Raw genomic sequence first — 16,689 nt, 5'->3', positions numbered from 1 at the left:
CATGCACCACCTGTCACTCTGCCCCCGAAGGGGACGTCCTATCTCTAGGATTGTCAGAGGATGTCAAGACCTGGTAAGGTTCTTCGCGTTGCTTCGAATTAAACCACATGCTCCACCGCTTGTGCGGGCCCCCGTCAATTCCTTTGAGTTTCAGTCTTGCGACCGTACTCCCCAGGCGGAGTGCTTAATGCGTTAGCTGCAGCACTAAGGGGCGGAAACCCCCTAACACTTAGCACTCATCGTTTACGGCGTGGACTACCAGGGTATCTAATCCTGTTCGCTCCCCACGCTTTCGCTCCTCAGCGTCAGTTACAGACCAGAGAGTCGCCTTCGCCACTGGTGTTCCTCCACATCTCTACGCATTTCACCGCTACACGTGGAATTCCACTCTCCTCTTCTGCACTCAAGTTCCCCAGTTTCCAATGACCCTCCCCGGTTGAGCCGGGGGCTTTCACATCAGACTTAAGAAACCGCCTGCGAGCCCTTTACGCCCAATAATTCCGGACAACGCTTGCCACCTACGTATTACCGCGGCTGCTGGCACGTAGTTAGCCGTGGCTTTCTGGTTAGGTACCGTCAAGGTACCGCCCTATTCGAACGGTACTTGTTCTTCCCTAACAACAGAGCTTTACGATCCGAAAACCTTCATCACTCACGCGGCGTTGCTCCGTCAGACTTTCGTCCATTGCGGAAGATTCCCTACTGCTGCCTCCCGTAGGAGTCTGGGCCGTGTCTCAGTCCCAGTGTGGCCGATCACCCTCTCAGGTCGGCTACGCATCGTCGCCTTGGTGAGCCGTTACCTCACCAACTAGCTAATGCGCCGCGGGTCCATCTGTAAGTGGTAGCCGAAGCCACCTTTTATGTTTGAACCATGCGGTTCAAACAACCATCCGGTATTAGCCCCGGTTTCCCGGAGTTATCCCAGTCTTACAGGCAGGTTACCCACGTGTTACTCACCCGTCCGCCGCTAACATCAGGGAGCAAGCTCCCATCTGTCCGCTCGACTTGCATGTATTAGGCACGCCGCCAGCGTTCGTCCTGAGCCAGGATCAAACTCTCCGATAAAGTAGTTTGACTGACTACGCACATCGCTGTGCGATTTATAAAAAATGAATTAACAGGTACGTTTTGTCTTGTTTAGTTTTCAAAGAACTTTGTTTACCGCTCGTTTAAGCGACTTTATTATCATAACATTTACCGCCGCTACTGTCAACAACTTTTTAGCATTTTCTTTTCAAAAAAAGCTGTTCGTCATCAGCGACGTATATTAGAATAACACCTTCAGTTGTCTAAGTCAATACATAATATCAATTAAATGATAAATTGCTTAATGACGACTAACGCAGCTATTCCGGGTATTCCTAAAATTCCGCTGATAGCTGTTGTAACCAGATTAATCGGCACATGAATGCCAAGACTGCCGCCAAACATATTTACACAAACCAGCAGCAAAGCACCTGCCACAAATTTAACAGCTGTGATGCCAATCCACTTTAAAGGCTTCGCAGCTGAACCTGATAAAAAAAGAAGAATAACCAGTCCTAAAATAATCCCAATAATAAAAATAGGCTCCATGAATCTTCTCATCTCCTTCGCTTGTTCTAGTACAAGCTTATGAGAAGATCCAGGAGTTTAGACCACTTACTTCCACCGGCTGATTTTTAAATTTCGCTGCTTCGCTTCCCTTAAGTAAAAAAAATACTTCGCTTCAGCTACTTTCAGTTCGTATAACACTTCAGCAGACGGTTCTAAGCTTTTTTCAACCAGCTTTTTTTGCCTGTTCCACTCTTCCTTTTGTTTAAAAAGCTGCTCGGTTAGTTTTTCATCAAACTCTCTTCTTAATGTTTTCTTGCGAAGAAAACCCATGGATCGCTTTTTCCTCCTTACAATTCACGTCGTCCTTCAAGTGCTTTAGAAAGAGTGACCTCATCAGCATATTCCAAATCACCGCCGACGGGCAGTCCGTGGGCAATACGGGAGAGCTTAATACCAGACGGCTTGAGGAGCCTTGATATATACATCGCCGTTGCTTCCCCTTCTATATTAGGGTTTGTCGCGAGGATCACTTCTGTCACTTGATCATCCTGTAATCGTTTTAACAATTCTGGTATTTTAATATCCTCCGGTCCGATGCCGTCCATTGGAGAAATAGCGCCGTGAAGAACGTGATACTGTCCGTTGTATTCCTTCATTTTCTCCATAGCGATAACATCCTTAGGGTCTTGCACAACACAGATAACTGACTTATCCCTGCGCGTATCTTCACATATATAGCAAGGGTCCTGATCTGTAATATGCCCGCAAACTGAACAATATGTCAGATTGCGTTTCGCATTTACTAATGCTTTCGCAAAATCTAATACTATATCTTCTTTCATACCTAGAACAAAAAAAGCCAGACGAACCGCTGTTTTCGGTCCGATCCCTGGCAATTTCATAAAGCTGTCAATCAGCTTTGATATTGGTTCAGGATATTGCATGTTCTTTTATCCCCCTAGAATAAACCTGGCATGTTCATTCCCTTTGTAAATTGACCCATTGTTTCGTTTGTGATTTCGTCAACTTTTTTCAAAGCTTCATTCGTTGCAGCAAGCACTAAATCTTGAAGCATATCAATATCTTCAGGATCAACGACTTCTTCTTTGATGATAACATCCAGGATTTCTTTTTGGCCGTTTGCTTTTACTGTTACCATACCGCCGCCTGCAGTTCCTTCAACAACCTTTTCTGCAAGCTCTTCTTGAGCCTTCGCCATGTCCTTTTGCATTTTTTGCATTTGTTTCATCATTTTTTGCATATTACCCATTCCGCCACGCATAGCATTCACTCTCTTTCATTTTGTTAGTCTTTTATTTCAATTAAATCCGCTCCAACAAGCTTTTTCGCTTCGGCAATAAGCGGGTCTTCTTCAGCCGGTACATTTGATCCTTCATTTTCCTGCTGATGATCTTCTAAAAATTCTTCTCTTATTTTACCCCATTGTGCTTCTGGAACGCCAATCAAATCCATTCTTTTTCCGAGCATCGATTCTAAAATCTGTTCAAGATTAGTCCGGACTCCGTTGTTATCCTCAGCGACCATTTTACAATGAATTTCATATTTGAATTTCAGAACAAATGCCGCCGATCCGGCAGCCACAGGTTCACTGTCATTCAGCAAAGCGGCATGTGATACTTTGTTTTGCTGTTTGAGATGAGCAAGAAGCTTGCCCCAACTGTTTCTGAGCAGATCAAGATCCGGTCTTGTGGCTTCCTTCAAAATCTCATGAATTCTGCCTACTGGCGCTTTGTAATTGGATTTCCCGCCCTTTGGCACACGCGGCGCTTCTTTTTTCGGGCTTTCCGCAGCTGCTTTTATGCCCGTTGTTTTGAGCCGCTCTACTTCCTGTTCGAGCTGCTGGATTTTTTTCATCAGCATATCCACTTCCGGGAGATCAGCAGCAGATTGATGTGAGGTTTGGCAAATCTTCACAACGGCCACTTCGAAAAAGATACGCGGATGATTTGTCCATTTCATTTCCTGATGGCTCTTGTTCAGAATATCAATCATTTCATATAGGGCCTGAGCCGGAATTTGTTCACTTAGTTCCCGGAACGTTTCATCGACTTTTACTTTCTCAAGCACTCCCTCTAAGCCAGGGGCTGTTTTGTACAGCAGCATGTCCCTGAAATAGAAAATCATATCTTCTATCAGCTTAGCTGGATCTTTTCCTTGCTGAAGCAATTCATTTAATGTTTCCAGTGCGTCAGAAACGTTTTTATCATGCAGGGATTGTGCAAGCTTCCCGATATATAATTGAGAAACAGCACCCGTAATTAAAAGCGCATCTTCGACTTTCAGGATATCGCCGCTGAATGATATGGCCTGATCAAGAAGGCTCAGGGCATCCCTCATCCCTCCGTCTGCAGCACTCGCGATGATATCCAGCGATCCTTCCTCCACTTGCAGCTGTTCAGCATCAACAATTTTATTCATGCGGCCTACAATCGCTTGGGAGGTAATTCGTTTAAAGTCAAAACGCTGACATCTAGAGATAATGGTTAAAGGAATTTTGTGCGGTTCAGTTGTTGCTAATATGAAGATACAATGCTCAGGCGGCTCTTCTAATGTTTTTAGTAATGCATTAAAAGCGCCGATAGAAAGCATATGCACCTCATCTATGATATATACCTTATATGTGACGGCCGATGGGGCAAACTTCACTTTATCGCGAATGTCACGAATCTCATCAACACCGTTATTAGAAGCGGCGTCAATTTCTATGACATCGGATATTGACCCGTTTGTTATCCCTTTACAGGCCGCACATTCGTTGCATGGCTCATCAACAGGAGCATGTTCACAGTTGACAGCCTTAGCAAATATTTTGGCTGCACTGGTTTTTCCGGTTCCTCTTGGCCCGGAAAACAGATAGGCGTGAGAAAACTTTTTTTGCAAAAGGGCATTTTGCAGCGTTTTTGTAATGTGTTCTTGTCCGACCACATCTTCAAAGCGCTGAGGCCTGAATACTCGATATAAAGCTTGGTAACTCACGGGTTTGCCCTCCTCCGTTATTCATCATTCCCATTATACATGAACCTTGTTTCGATTCCAAAAGCTCTTTTTACATAACAAAAAACTCACCTAATGTTAGGTGAGTCTGAAAATTTGATGATTGATTTACCGTGCACCTTCTGTCGATTCGCTACCCTAAGCGTTACTTAAGCAGTTAGCTCGGCCCAGGCAACCCTGCGGCACATGAGAGGTTTCACTTAATGCTGCTTCCTTCCGGACCTGACATGGTTCATGAATTCCCATTGCGCAGGACCCAAACGTCAACACCACTTACTTAAGGCAGGCCTTAAAGTAAACGAACCTCGAGAAGGGATTCGGCCCTGCTAGAGCGGATTGCAGGTACAGGGCACCGCTACCTCCCCGCTTAGCACGGCAAAATAAATATCAAATTTTATGTTGCATCTATTACGATGCACACTTAAGTATATCTGTTTCCCCTAAAAATTGCAACCGTACTATTCAGACAAGTTTTTCCTGGCGGCTTTCTTCTTTTTTCTTAGTTCTCTGAAAAACGCACTGAGCATTCCGCCGCATTCTTCCTCAAGTACACCGCTCACCACTTCAGCCTGATGATTAAAGCGTTCCTCCTGAAGAAGGTTCATTAGCGTGCCTGAACAGCCGCCTTTCGGATCAAATGCGCCAAAAACCACTTTTTCCACTCGAGAAAGTACGACGGCACCAGCACACATTGGACATGGCTCAAGCGTCACATAAAGAGTCGCACCTTCCAGCCGCCATGTTCCGAGTGCCTTACATGCTTCATCAATTACAAGCATTTCTGCATGGGCAATAGATCGTTGCTCAGTCTCTCTTAAATTATGTGCACGCGCTATAATTTCATCATTAACGACAAGCACCGCACCTATTGGCACTTCACCTTTCTCTTCAGCCTTTTTCGCTTCTTTAATTGCTTCTTTCATATAAAGTTCATCTTGTGTCATAAGGATAAGCTCTCTTTTCAAAGTTTTTTCATCGCCTAAAAAGGCTACATATTAACTATAACTGAAACGGAAAGGAGACTGTCGATTGTCCAAAGCAGATACAGCCCTTCTCATTGTAGACATGATCAATAATTTTGAATTCGATATGGGAGAAACCCTCGCTAAAAAAACAGAAAAAATCGTTCCTCATATTTTATCATTAAAGGAGCACGCGAGACAAAATGAATGGCCGATTATTTACATCAATGATCATTATGGACTTTGGCAAGCTGACATTAAAAACATTCAGCAAGAATGCACAAATGAAAGAAGCAAGGATATCATCACAAAGATAGCTCCGGAAGATGCTGATTATTTTTTAATCAAACCGAAACATTCCGCTTTCTACGAAACTGCACTTCACACCCTTCTTACTGAGTTGCAGGTGAGACATATTATCTTAACAGGTATAGCCGGCAATATATGTGTGCTGTTTACTGCTAATGACGCTTATATGAGGGAATACAGCATCACGATTCCTAAGGACTGTATCGCGTCAAACAGTGACGAAGATAACGAATTCGCCTTAACTATGATGGAGAATGTTCTTTTCGCAGAAATTACGACGGAAGAACAAATTACAGAAAAATAAACATGATCAGCGCTTTTCTTTCATACATTGATAGCGATATGAAAGGAGGCGTTTTTCATTCAAATTTATGTGGTAAAACAAGGCGACACTCTTTCTGCTATCGCTTCACAATACAGAACAACCGCAAATGAGATCGCTGAAACGAATGAAATACCGAATCCCGACAGCCTTGTTGTCGGACAAACCATTGTCATTCCAATAGCTGGCCAGTTCTATGATGTGAAGCGAGGTGATACCCTGACATCTATCGCCCGGCAGTTCAATACAACGGCAGCCGAGCTCGCAAGGGTTAACCGCATCCAGTTAAATACCGTGCTTCAGATTGGTTTCCGTTTATACATCCCACCATCTCCTAAACGAGACATCGAATCAAATGCTTATTTGGAGCCCCGAGGAAATCAAGTCAGCGAAAATCTCCAGCAGGCGGCCAGAGAAGCGTCGCCCTACTTAACGTACCTTGGCGCATTCAGCTTCCAGGCACAGCGTAACGGAACCTTAGTCGCACCGCCTTTAACGAATTTAAGGAGCATTACAGAAAGTCAAAATACAACATTGATGATGATTATAACGAACCTAGAAAACCAAGCATTCAGCGATGAACTTGGCCGGATCCTTTTGAACGACGAAACTGTAAAAAGACGGCTTCTAAATGAAATAGTCGAGAATGCCAGAAGATATGGCTTCCGTGACATTCATTTCGACTTTGAATATTTGCGGCCCCAGGATAGAGAGGCTTATAATCAATTCCTCCGCGAAGCAAGGGATCTTTTTCATCGAGAGGGCTTAGAAATTTCTACGGCTCTTGCTCCTAAAACAAGTGCAACACAGCAGGGCAGATGGTATGAAGCTCATGATTACAGGGCACATGGCCAAATTGTCGACTTTGTTGTTCTCATGACATATGAATGGGGCTATAGCGGCGGGCCGCCTCAAGCGGTTTCTCCAATTGGACCTGTCCGTGATGTCATAGAATATGCTTTGACTGAAATGCCTGCGAACAAAATTGTCATGGGCCAGAATTTATATGGATATGACTGGACGCTGCCATATACAGCAGGGGGAACTCCGGCAAGAGCAGTAAGCCCTCAGCAAGCCATTGTCATAGCTGATCAGAACAATGCTTCCATTCAGTATGACCAAACCGCTCAAGCTCCTTTCTTCCGCTATACTGATGCAGAAAACAGAAGGCACGAGGTATGGTTCGAGGATGCCCGCTCGATTCAAGCAAAATTCAATCTGATTAAAGAGCTGAATTTAAGAGGCATCAGCTATTGGAAACTGGGTCTTTCCTTCCCACAAAACTGGCTGCTCCTGTCTGATCAATTTAATGTTGTCAAAAAGACGTTTCGATAATTTGGAAACGTCTTTTTTTCATGGGGGCACCCAAGGGTTGTGATACAATATGAAGGTCGGTAACTGACGCACGTTTTTCAGATATAAGGAGGATTCCGATGAATACAGCCCCTTTTATTGCAATAGAAGGTCCTATCGGGGCAGGAAAAACAACTCTCGCAACGATGCTCTCACAAGAATTCGGATTCCCTATGATCAATGAGATTGTAGAGGATAACCCGTACCTTGATAAGTTTTATGACAATATAGAGGAATGGAGCTTCCAGCTCGAGATGTTTTTTCTTTGTCACAGATACAAACAGCTTGAAGACACCAGTGATCACTTTTTAAAAAAGGGACAGCCTGTAATAGCTGATTATCATATTTATAAAAATGTGATTTTTGCGGAACGCACCTTGTCTCCACATCAGCTGGAAAAATACAAAAAGATATATCACCTGCTAACGGATGATCTGCCAAAGCCGAATTTCATCATTTACATAAAGGCCAGTCTGCCTACATTGCTACACCGCATTGAAAAACGCGGGCGCCCCTTCGAGAAAAAAATTGAAACTAGCTATTTGGAGCAGCTGATTTCAGATTATGAAGTCGCCATCAAGCAGCTGCAGGAAGCAGACCCTAAACTTACAGTGTTAACCGTAGATGGTGATTCAAAGGATTTCGTTTTGAATAAGAGCGACTTTGAACGCATTGCCGCCCATGTAAAGGAGCTTATCGTATGAAGGAACATCATATCCCTAAGAATTCAATTATTACAGTAGCAGGAACAGTAGGTGTCGGAAAATCGACTTTAACAAAAACTTTAGCTAAACGGCTTGGATTTAAAACATCTTTGGAGGAAGTCGATCATAATCCATATTTGGAAAAGTTCTATCATGATTTTGAACGTTGGAGCTTTCACCTTCAAATTTACTTCTTAGCTGAACGCTTCAAAGAACAGAAAACAATTTTTGAAGCCGGCGGAGGTTTTGTACAGGATCGTTCGATTTATGAAGATACAGGAATTTTCGCAAAAATGCATGCTGATAAAGGGACAATGTCAAAGGTTGATTATAAGACTTACACAAGCCTTTTCGAAGCAATGGTAATGACACCGTATTTCCCACACCCAGATGTGTTGATCTATTTAGAAGGAGATCTGGAGAACATTTTAAACCGGATTGAACAACGCGGCCGTGAGATGGAGCTTCAGACAAGCAGGTCTTATTGGGAAGAAATGCATACACGCTACGAGAACTGGATAAGCGGTTTTAATGCCTGCCCTGTTTTAAAACTTCGCATTGAAGATTATGATCTTCTGAACGACGAAAACTCGATTGAAAATATTGTAGATCAAATTGCTTCAGTTATTCATGATAATCAAAAAAAGTGAATCTCAGTCGAGATTCACTTTTTCTTTAAAATAAAAAATCCGCCGCACCGAATGCAACGGACAAAACAATCTCCAATATATGCTTGTGTTTCATTAGAATTAAAATCAATATGGCGGAGGAAGAGGGATTCGAACCCCCGCGGGCTTTGACACCCCTGTCGGTTTTCAAGACCGATCCCTTCAGCCGGACTTGGGTATTCCTCCGTATCGACAAGACTTACTATATCACGTATGTTCTCGTGTGGTCAAGCATTTTTAAAAACTTTTTTTGTTTTTATGAAAATGCCGTGTTTACATAAGCAAAAAGGCGCACCTTGTCAGGCACGCCTTTCCATAATTTACGGTTTCATTACTTCTCTATTCCCCATATAAGGACGGAGCACTTTCGGAATTACAACGCTTCCGTCTTCCTGCTGATAATTTTCTAAGATAGCGGCAACTGTTCTTCCAACCGCCAGTCCTGAACCGTTCAGTGTGTGTACATGCTCAGGCTTGCCTTTAGCTTCACGTCTGAAACGAATATTCGCACGTCTCGCCTGGAACGCTTCGAAGTTGCTGCAAGAAGAGATTTCTCGATATGTGTCTTGGCTTGGAATCCAAACTTCGATATCGTATTTTTTCGCAGCCGTAAAGCCTAAGTCACCCGTACACATGCTCATGACACGGTATGGAAGCTCAAGCAGCTGAAGAACCCGTTCTGCTTGGTTTGTAAGCTTCTCTAATTCTTCATAAGAATCTTCAGGCTTCACAAACTTTACAAGCTCAACTTTATTAAATTGGTGCTGACGAATTAATCCGCGTGTGTCACGTCCTGCTGAACCAGCTTCAGAACGGAAGCAAGCACTGAATGCCGCATAGTTGATCGGCAGGCTGTCACCTGAAAGGATTTCATCGCGATGCATGTTTGTAATCGGCACTTCCGCCGTTGGAATTAAGAAATAATCTTCTTCTCTGATTTTAAATGCATCCTCTTCAAATTTAGGAAGCTGCCCCGTTCCCGTCATGCTTGCGCGGTTTACCATATATGGCGGGATCACTTCAGTGTAGTTATACTCATCCACATGCAGATCAAGCATAAAGTTATAAAGCGCACGCTCCAGACGAGCACCTAAGCCTTTATAGAACACGAAACGGCTTCCTGTTACTTTGGCAGCACGTTCAAAATCCAGAATACCCAGCTCATCCGCAATATCCCAGTGCGGCTTCGGCTCATAAGCAAATGAAGGCTTTTCACCCCATTTACGCACTTCTACGTTGTCGTCTTCTGTTTCACCGACAGGTACAGACTCATGCGGAATATTCGGGATTGAGAGAAGGATTGTATCAAGCTCAGCTTCCACTGTTCGCAATTCTTCATCAAGCTTTTTAATTTCCTCGCCGACTTCACGCATTTCTTTAATAATGTGATCCGCGTCTTTTTTCTCACGCTTCAGCACAGCAACCTGCTGAGAAACTTCATTTCGTTTTCCTTTTAACTCTTCAACCTTGCCGATAAGCTCTCTTCGTCTATCATCCAGCGCCTCAAACTTATCAAAATCAGTTAAGTCTTCGCCTTTGTGTACAAGCTTTGCTTTAATTTCTTGAAAATTTGCTCTCAGCATTTTCGTATCAAGCATGCGAAACACTCCTTTTTTTATTGATTTGTCGAAAATAAAAAGAGCCCTCATCCCCATAAAGGGACGAGAGCTCTCGCGTTGCCACCCTGATTGAAAACAAATCAAAGACTCGTTTTCCACTTTCAAACATAACGGTTATCCCGTAAATGCCTACTTGTTTCAGCATTTCGCTCAAGGATGGATTCAGACAGCATCTTTCACCGATTCGCACCAACCATCGGCTCTCTTAGAAAGAGAGGCTCCCTACTAGTTCCTATCAACGCTTTTCGATCTTTATTTGTGCTTATAATGTACTATAAGTTTCCACAGCTTTCAACTGTTTTATACAAGTGCCTTTTGCTTGTATTCCTTAACCATTTCAACAAACAGCTGTGTTACTCGGTGATCTTCTGTCAGCTCCGGATGGAATGAGCAGCCAAGGAATTGCCCCTGTTTCGCGGCTACAATACGACCATTATGCTCCGATAGAACTTCAACATTTTCACCAGCTTTTAAAATATGCGGAGCACGGATGAATACCCCTGTAAAAGGCTCGTCCAAGCCTTTAATTGTTAAATCAGCTTCAAAGCTGTCAACCTGCCGGCCAAATGAATTACGTTCTACAACCACATTCAGAAGACCTAAATGAGGATTATCTGAACCGGCAATTTCTTTTGCTAATATAATTAATCCGGCACATGTTCCAAACATCGGTTTGCCCTGAGCAACGAATTCACGAAGCGGCTCCATGAATTGATACGTATCGATCAAACGGCGCATCGTCGTGCTCTCACCGCCCGGCAAAATCAACCCGTCAACTTCGTTCAGCTGCTCCGGACGTTTTACGACAAGACCAGCCACGCCGCATGCTTCAATCGCATGGATGTGCTCTCTAACTGCTCCTTGAAGTCCTAGTACACCTATTGTTAACATGTCAGCAGCGCTCCTATGTTCTTACCAGCCGCGTTCTTGCATACGCTGTTCTGGAAGTAAGTTTGAGATTTCAATCCCTTTCATTGCAGTACCAAGCTCTTTTGACAACTCAGCGATCAATTTGTAATCAGTAAAGTGAGTTGTTGCTTCCACAATTGCTTTCGCAAATTTAGCAGGGTTGTCTGATTTGAAAATACCAGAACCAACAAATACTCCGTCAGCACCAAGCTGCATCATGAGAGCAGCATCAGCTGGAGTTGCTACGCCGCCAGCGGCAAAGTTAACGACAGGAAGCTTGCCGTCTTTTTTAATTTGAAGAAGAAGCTCGTAAGGAGCACCTAGATTTTTCGCTTCTGTCATTAGTTCATCCTCACTCATCGCAACTACTTTGCGCACTTGAGCGTTAACTTTACGCATATGGCGAACAGCCTCAACAATATTACCTGTTCCAGGCTCACCTTTTGTGCGAAGCATAGAAGCACCTTCCGCAATACGGCGTGTTGCTTCACCAAGATCACGGCAGCCACATACAAAAGGAACTGTGTATTCATTTTTATTTAAATGAAATTCTTCGTCAGCCGGCGTCAGAACTTCACTTTCATCAATATAGTCAACACCCATAGCTTCAAGCACACGCGCTTCAACAATATGTCCGATACGCGCTTTTGCCATTACCGGGATAGATACTGCATTCATTACTTCTTCCACGATTGTAGGGTCAGCCATACGGGCAACTCCTCCAGCCGCGCGAATATCTGCTGGCACACGTTCTAGCGCCATTACAGCGACAGCTCCAGCTTCTTCAGCGATTTTCGCTTGTTCCGCATTGATGACGTCCATGATGACGCCGCCTTTTTGCATTTCTGCCATTCCGCGTTTTACACGTTCAGTACCTGTTTGAGCCATTTCTTGGTCCCCCTAATCAAGGTATAGTTATATGATTTCTAATCCTTATTGTATCCTAGAAATCCAATAATTCATATGGATATATACTATTTTATTCGGTTTTTAGCGCTTTGAAAATCATTTTTTATTAAAAATTGGGTTTTTTCAGTATATTACGCGAAAGAGCCCTAACATCCATCAGAGCTCTTTCAATTGATTAAAACCAGCCGGTTACCGTATCAACAATGCTTCCCCAAATTCCGGCAAAAAATCCGCCGATACTGCGCATTGTCAAAACAAACCAGTTTGCTTTTTCTACATTTTCTTTTGTAACAAGGTCTACGCCAGCCAGATCGCTGTTAAGGAATCCGTAATCCTTTTCATCACCTGTGTATTCCGCAGTCAGCTTCCCAACCTTGGTTCCTTTTTTCACAGGAGCAGTTAAGTTGTCTTTATTCAGTGTGACCTTCGCTTTGTAATTCTTTTCTTCACCATTTTTGACAGGAAGAGAGAACGCCTTGTTTGTCACAATGCCTACTTCTTTCTCTTTACCCTTATCAACTGAAATTGTTTTATGGCCTTTTACTTGATCGCCTTCAGCATAAATTTCTTTCATGGAGAAATTGTCGAAAGCATAATCAAACATTTTCTTCGTTTCATCGAAACGGCCTGTATGAAGGTTGCCCTTTGCGTTTAAAACAACAGTGATGACACGCATACCGTTGCGTTCAGCTGTTCCTGTAAAGCATGAACCCGCAGAGTCAGTAGAACCTGTTTTCAGTCCGTCTACAGTCGCTTTTTTATACTCGCTGACAAGCCCCTTCAGCATAAAGTTCCAGTTCGGCATATCCATTTCATCATCGGTGCCTTCTCTGAATTTCGTTTTGGCGATACTGGAAGTCTCCAGAATCTCAGGGTAATCAGTAATTAAGTGATCCGCAAGAATCGCCATATCCTTTGCAGAAACTTCACTCTCTTCATTTACGCTTGTCCCCTCAGGCTGATGCCCGTGAAGATCTTTGTTTTCAAGACCTGTTGCGTTAACAAATTTGTAATCTGTTAAGCCTAGTTCTTTTGCTTTTGCATTCATTTTTTCAACAAACTTAGTTTCAGAACCGGCAACGATTTCTGCAATCGCAATAGCAGCAGCATTTGCAGAATAAATTGCTGTAGCTTGATATAATTCTTTTACTGTGTATTTCCCGTCTTTCCGAAGAGGAACGTTTGATAAGCTGTTATCTTGGGAAATTTCATACACATAGTCATCAGGCGTATAGGTTTGGTCCCATTTCACTTTACCTTGATCAATTGCTTCTAATAACAGATACTCTGTCATCATTTTTGTCATACTCGCAATTGGCAGTCTCTTATCTGCATTTTTACTGTAAAGAATTTTACCTGAAGAAGCTTCGATCATAATAGCAGCAGATGCATTGATATCAATTGGATCGCTGGCTGCTTTTGCTTTTGACATTGGAGCCAGACACGTGACAGCTAGAGTTAACACAACCAATGACATCAGTAGCTGTTTACATTTCTTGATGTTCAATCGTACGACCTCCGTATTTCATTTTCTTCATCTATAATTAAGCCGTTAAGGACATTTTCAATGCACAACAGTATAAATTTTATCATAATCAGTATAAAAAAAATAGACAGAGTCAGAGACCCTGTCAAATGTTTTTAATTTGTAACAATTTATTATGAAATTGTATAGTTAGGTGATTCTTTTGTAATCTGTACGTCATGCGGATGGCTTTCGCGAAGTCCTGCGCCAGTCATGCGAATGAACTGAGCTTCTTCTCTTAGCGCACGCAGATCTTTGGACCCGCAATACCCCATACCAGAACGAAGACCTCCGACTAGCTGATAAACGGTTTCTTCAACTGGTCCTTTGTAAGGTGTGCGTCCTTCAATTCCTTCAGGAACAAATTTTTTGTTTTCTTCTTGGAAGTAACGGTCTTTACTTCCTTTTTCCATTGCAGCAACTGATCCCATGCCGCGGTATACCTTAAATCTTCTGCCTTGGTAGATTTCAGTTTCACCAGGGCTTTCTGATGTGCCTGCAAGCAAGCTTCCGAGCATAACAGCATGTCCGCCGGCTGCCAACGCTTTAGTGATATCGCCAGAGAATTTAATCCCACCATCGGCTATGATAGTTTTGCCGTGTTTTCTTGCTTCAGTCGCACAATCATAAATTGCTGTAATTTGCGGAACACCGACGCCGGCTACAACACGTGTAGTACAAATTGAACCAGGTCCTATTCCAACTTTGACAACGTCTGCTCCAGCTTCGATAAGCGCTCTTGTCGCTTCAGCTGTTGCCACGTTTCCAGCAATAATGTTTAATTCGGGATACGTTTCACGGATTTTTGTGACTGTGTTTAAAACGCCTTGAGAGTGTCCGTGAGCTGTATCGATAACAATCACATCAACATTGGCTTCAACAAGCTTTTTGACGCGAGTCATTGTATCGCCAGTTACACCAACTGCCGCGCCAACGATCAGGCGGCCGTGAATGTCTTTAGATGAGTTCGGGAACTCAATGACTTTTTCAATGTCTTTAATTGTGATAAGACCTTTTAATTTATTCTGGTCGTCTACGAGAGGAAGCTTTTCAATTTTATGTTTCTGCAAAATCTTTTCAGCTTCATCCAGAGTAGTTCCTACAGATGCAGTAACTAGCTCTTCTTTCGTCATGACATCGCTGATTTTCATTGAGTAGTCAGAAATAAAACGAAGGTCACGGTTTGTAATAATTCCAACAAGCTTCTGGTCTTCTTCGTTATTTACAATCGGAACACCGGAAATTCTGTATTTCCCCATCAAATGCTCCGCATCAAATACTTGGTGATCAGGAGTTAAAAAGAAGGGATTTGTGATAACGCCGCGCTCAGAACGCTTTACTTTATCAACTTGTTCAGCCTGCTGTTCAATGGACATATTTTTGTGAATGATGCCCAAGCCGCCCTGTCTTGCCATTGCAATTGCCATTGCTGATTCTGTTACAGTGTCCATACCTGCGCTGATGACAGGAATATTTAGCTTTAACGTTTTTGTAAGTTCTACAGATAAATCCACATCACGCGGAAGTACCTCAGACTTTGCTGGCACAAGCAGCACATCGTCGAACGTTAAGCCTTCTTTTGAAAATTTACTTTCCCACATTAGTAAATCCCCCTCTTTTCGGCAAAATATTATATGTAGATTATCAACTAGCCAAGAGCATGTCAAGGAAGCGGGAAAGAGTTGAAATATTTAGATAACGGAAAGGATTAAGAAATATACATGACATATCATGAGTGGAAAGACTTAGCGCTATTTTACTCCGTTGAATCAACCCAGAAATTTCTAGAAAAGGTTTATATCTTAAACGGTATTGACGATGCGAAAAAAAACTCTTTTAAAAACAGTGAACGGTTTATTTATTTCTTAAAGCATGCCGAATCGTTTTATAAACAAGCCGCATATTCTCCCTTAGAAATCAAACCGATTCTTTTATTTTATGGAATGGCACAGCTTATCAAAGCATGCTTAATTACACGTGATCCTCATTATCCAAGCCATACATCAGTACTGGCACATGGCGTAACAACAAGAAAACGAAAGAAACAAAATTATTGTTTTAGCGATGATGAAGTGAAAATACAACGAAATGGCCTATGCGTGCATTTTATGAAACATTTATTCGGACAATCGGATATAGTAGATGAACGGTATACCATGAAAAAATTATTAATGGCCATTCCAGAACTTAGCGATATTTTCTACTTTCAGCAGAAAGAACGATTTATGACAAAAGTTGAGAAGGATAAGAACGAAATTTTTGTACCGGAGGAAGTAGTAATCAATTACAAAATGTCTGATTCAAGGTTTGCTGAATACATGTCCCATCATTATCAATGGTCTTTTACAAAAAAAAATGAACACGGGCTGCTGTTCGAAATTTCACCACAAGACAAGGAGCCATGGACATCGACCAGCTTATTGTTTGACATGGAAAAGAACCAATATTATATCCCTTCTCAAAGGGAGCAATTTCTGAGGCTTCCCGAAATGACAATTCATTATTTGATTTTGTACAACGTTGGGATGATTGCAAGGTATGAAACAGAATGGTGGTATGAGTTATTAACACAGCATATAAGTGATGACTACGTGTTAATTCAGCAGTTTTTATTAGTATCAGAAAAGAAATTCCCTAAATACGCTTCACAGTTTCTTCTTCATTTTTAACAAACAAAAAACCCAGCTCAATGAGCTGGGTTTAAGCTTGCTTGGCGGCGTCCTACTCTCACAGGGGGAAACCCCCGACTACCATCGGCGCTGAAGAGCTTAACTTCCGTGTTCGGCATGGGAACGGGTGTGACCTCTTCGCTATCGCCACCAAACAAATTGAGAGTGTTCTCTCAAAACTAGATAACA

Annotated in this window: 16 protein-coding genes, 1 tRNA gene, 2 rRNA genes, 1 other RNA gene and 1 other annotated feature (1 of these 21 cut by a window edge); of the genes, 5 read left to right on the top strand and 15 right to left on the bottom strand. The window is 42.7% G+C overall.

Translation table 11 applies throughout. The features are described 5' to 3' along the window. From MHH82_RS36930 to tadA, 8 genes are all read right to left on the bottom strand, one after another. Positions 1-1,065, bottom strand: a 16S ribosomal RNA gene (locus tag MHH82_RS36930) (it extends 485 nt beyond the left edge of the window). 246 nt (positions 1,066-1,311) lie between these two features. Beyond that, positions 1,312-1,575 carry a sigma-K factor-processing regulator BofA gene (gene bofA, locus MHH82_RS36925; protein WP_003225421.1) on the bottom strand — a complete coding sequence of 88 codons (264 nt, stop codon included), beginning with the start codon at positions 1,573-1,575 and terminating at the stop codon, positions 1,312-1,314. Positions 1,576-1,641: 66 nt separating this feature from the next. Next, a complete protein-coding gene (locus tag MHH82_RS36920) occupies positions 1,642-1,866 on the bottom strand; it encodes a YaaL family protein (RefSeq protein ID WP_003242387.1) in 225 nt (74 codons plus the stop codon). A gap of 17 nt (positions 1,867-1,883) precedes the next feature. After that, entirely contained in the window at positions 1,884-2,480 is a 597-nt protein-coding gene (gene recR, locus MHH82_RS36915) for a recombination protein RecR (protein WP_072175818.1), read from the bottom strand. A 14-nt stretch (positions 2,481-2,494) separates the two neighbouring features. Further along, a complete protein-coding gene (locus MHH82_RS36910; protein ID WP_003225427.1) occupies positions 2,495-2,818 on the bottom strand; it encodes a YbaB/EbfC family nucleoid-associated protein in 324 nt (107 codons plus the stop codon). A 23-nt stretch (positions 2,819-2,841) separates the two neighbouring features. Beyond that, complete coding sequence (gene dnaX / locus MHH82_RS36905; RefSeq protein WP_015253021.1) at positions 2,842-4,533, bottom strand: DNA polymerase III subunit gamma/tau; 1,692 nt, start codon at positions 4,531-4,533, stop codon at positions 2,842-2,844. Between the two features lie 129 nt (positions 4,534-4,662). Beyond that, an RNA gene (gene ffs, locus MHH82_RS36900) (signal recognition particle sRNA large type) lies at positions 4,663-4,927 on the bottom strand. A gap of 82 nt (positions 4,928-5,009) precedes the next feature. After that, positions 5,010-5,495 (bottom strand): tRNA adenosine(34) deaminase TadA, encoded by a 486-nt coding sequence (tadA, locus tag MHH82_RS36895; RefSeq protein ID WP_003226784.1) that lies wholly within the window; start codon positions 5,493-5,495, stop codon positions 5,010-5,012. Positions 5,496-5,580: 85 nt separating this feature from the next. On the opposite strand from tadA, the gene MHH82_RS36890 reads away from it, so the two are divergent. From MHH82_RS36890 to dck, 4 genes are all read left to right on the top strand, one after another. Next, positions 5,581-6,126: an isochorismatase family cysteine hydrolase gene (locus tag MHH82_RS36890; RefSeq protein ID WP_003226786.1), complete on the top strand. Its 546-nt coding sequence runs from the start codon at positions 5,581-5,583 to the stop codon at positions 6,124-6,126. A gap of 69 nt (positions 6,127-6,195) precedes the next feature. Beyond that, complete coding sequence (locus MHH82_RS36885; protein WP_021479915.1) at positions 6,196-7,479, top strand: glycoside hydrolase family 18 protein; 1,284 nt, start codon at positions 6,196-6,198, stop codon at positions 7,477-7,479. Positions 7,480-7,577: 98 nt separating this feature from the next. Beyond that, positions 7,578-8,201 carry a deoxyguanosine kinase gene (dgk, locus tag MHH82_RS36880; RefSeq protein WP_041850246.1) on the top strand — a complete coding sequence of 208 codons (624 nt, stop codon included), beginning with the start codon at positions 7,578-7,580 and terminating at the stop codon, positions 8,199-8,201. Continuing rightward, positions 8,198-8,851, top strand: a complete 654-nt coding sequence (gene dck / locus MHH82_RS36875; RefSeq protein ID WP_003226792.1) for a deoxyadenosine/deoxycytidine kinase — start codon at positions 8,198-8,200, stop codon at positions 8,849-8,851. Before dgk ends, dck begins: the two co-directional genes overlap by 4 nt. Before the next feature lie 111 nt (positions 8,852-8,962). On the opposite strand, the gene MHH82_RS36870 is transcribed toward dck, so the two are convergent. The 6 genes from MHH82_RS36870 to guaB form a co-directional block, all read right to left on the bottom strand. Then, a tRNA-Ser gene (locus MHH82_RS36870) sits at positions 8,963-9,055 on the bottom strand. Between the two features lie 134 nt (positions 9,056-9,189). Further along, complete coding sequence (gene serS, locus MHH82_RS36865) at positions 9,190-10,467, bottom strand: serine--tRNA ligase (protein WP_003247131.1); 1,278 nt, start codon at positions 10,465-10,467, stop codon at positions 9,190-9,192. A 56-nt stretch (positions 10,468-10,523) separates the two neighbouring features. Beyond that, positions 10,524-10,736, bottom strand: a binding site (T-box leader). 52 nt (positions 10,737-10,788) lie between these two features. Then, positions 10,789-11,379, bottom strand: a complete 591-nt coding sequence (gene pdxT / locus MHH82_RS36860) for a pyridoxal 5'-phosphate synthase glutaminase subunit PdxT (RefSeq protein ID WP_072175945.1) — start codon at positions 11,377-11,379, stop codon at positions 10,789-10,791. Positions 11,380-11,400: 21 nt separating this feature from the next. Beyond that, entirely contained in the window at positions 11,401-12,285 is an 885-nt protein-coding gene (gene pdxS, locus MHH82_RS36855; RefSeq protein WP_003247145.1) for a pyridoxal 5'-phosphate synthase lyase subunit PdxS, read from the bottom strand. Between the two features lie 196 nt (positions 12,286-12,481). After that, positions 12,482-13,813: a D-alanyl-D-alanine carboxypeptidase gene (gene dacA, locus MHH82_RS36850; protein WP_015482683.1), complete on the bottom strand. Its 1,332-nt coding sequence runs from the start codon at positions 13,811-13,813 to the stop codon at positions 12,482-12,484. A 152-nt stretch (positions 13,814-13,965) separates the two neighbouring features. Continuing rightward, complete coding sequence (guaB, locus tag MHH82_RS36845; protein WP_003226803.1) at positions 13,966-15,432, bottom strand: IMP dehydrogenase; 1,467 nt, start codon at positions 15,430-15,432, stop codon at positions 13,966-13,968. A gap of 120 nt (positions 15,433-15,552) precedes the next feature. On the opposite strand from guaB, the gene MHH82_RS36840 reads away from it, so the two are divergent. Then, positions 15,553-16,500 carry a YaaC family protein gene (locus tag MHH82_RS36840; protein ID WP_029317163.1) on the top strand — a complete coding sequence of 316 codons (948 nt, stop codon included), beginning with the start codon at positions 15,553-15,555 and terminating at the stop codon, positions 16,498-16,500. 39 nt (positions 16,501-16,539) lie between these two features. On the opposite strand, the gene rrf is transcribed toward MHH82_RS36840, so the two are convergent. Continuing rightward, positions 16,540-16,655, bottom strand: a 5S ribosomal RNA gene (gene rrf, locus MHH82_RS36835). Positions 16,656-16,689 lie beyond the last annotated feature (34 nt).

The sequence above is a fragment of the Bacillus sp. FSL K6-6540 genome (assembly GCF_038007545.1).
The sequence above is the reverse complement of the archived record's forward strand: the minus strand, read 5'-3'. Positions and strand labels throughout refer to the sequence as shown.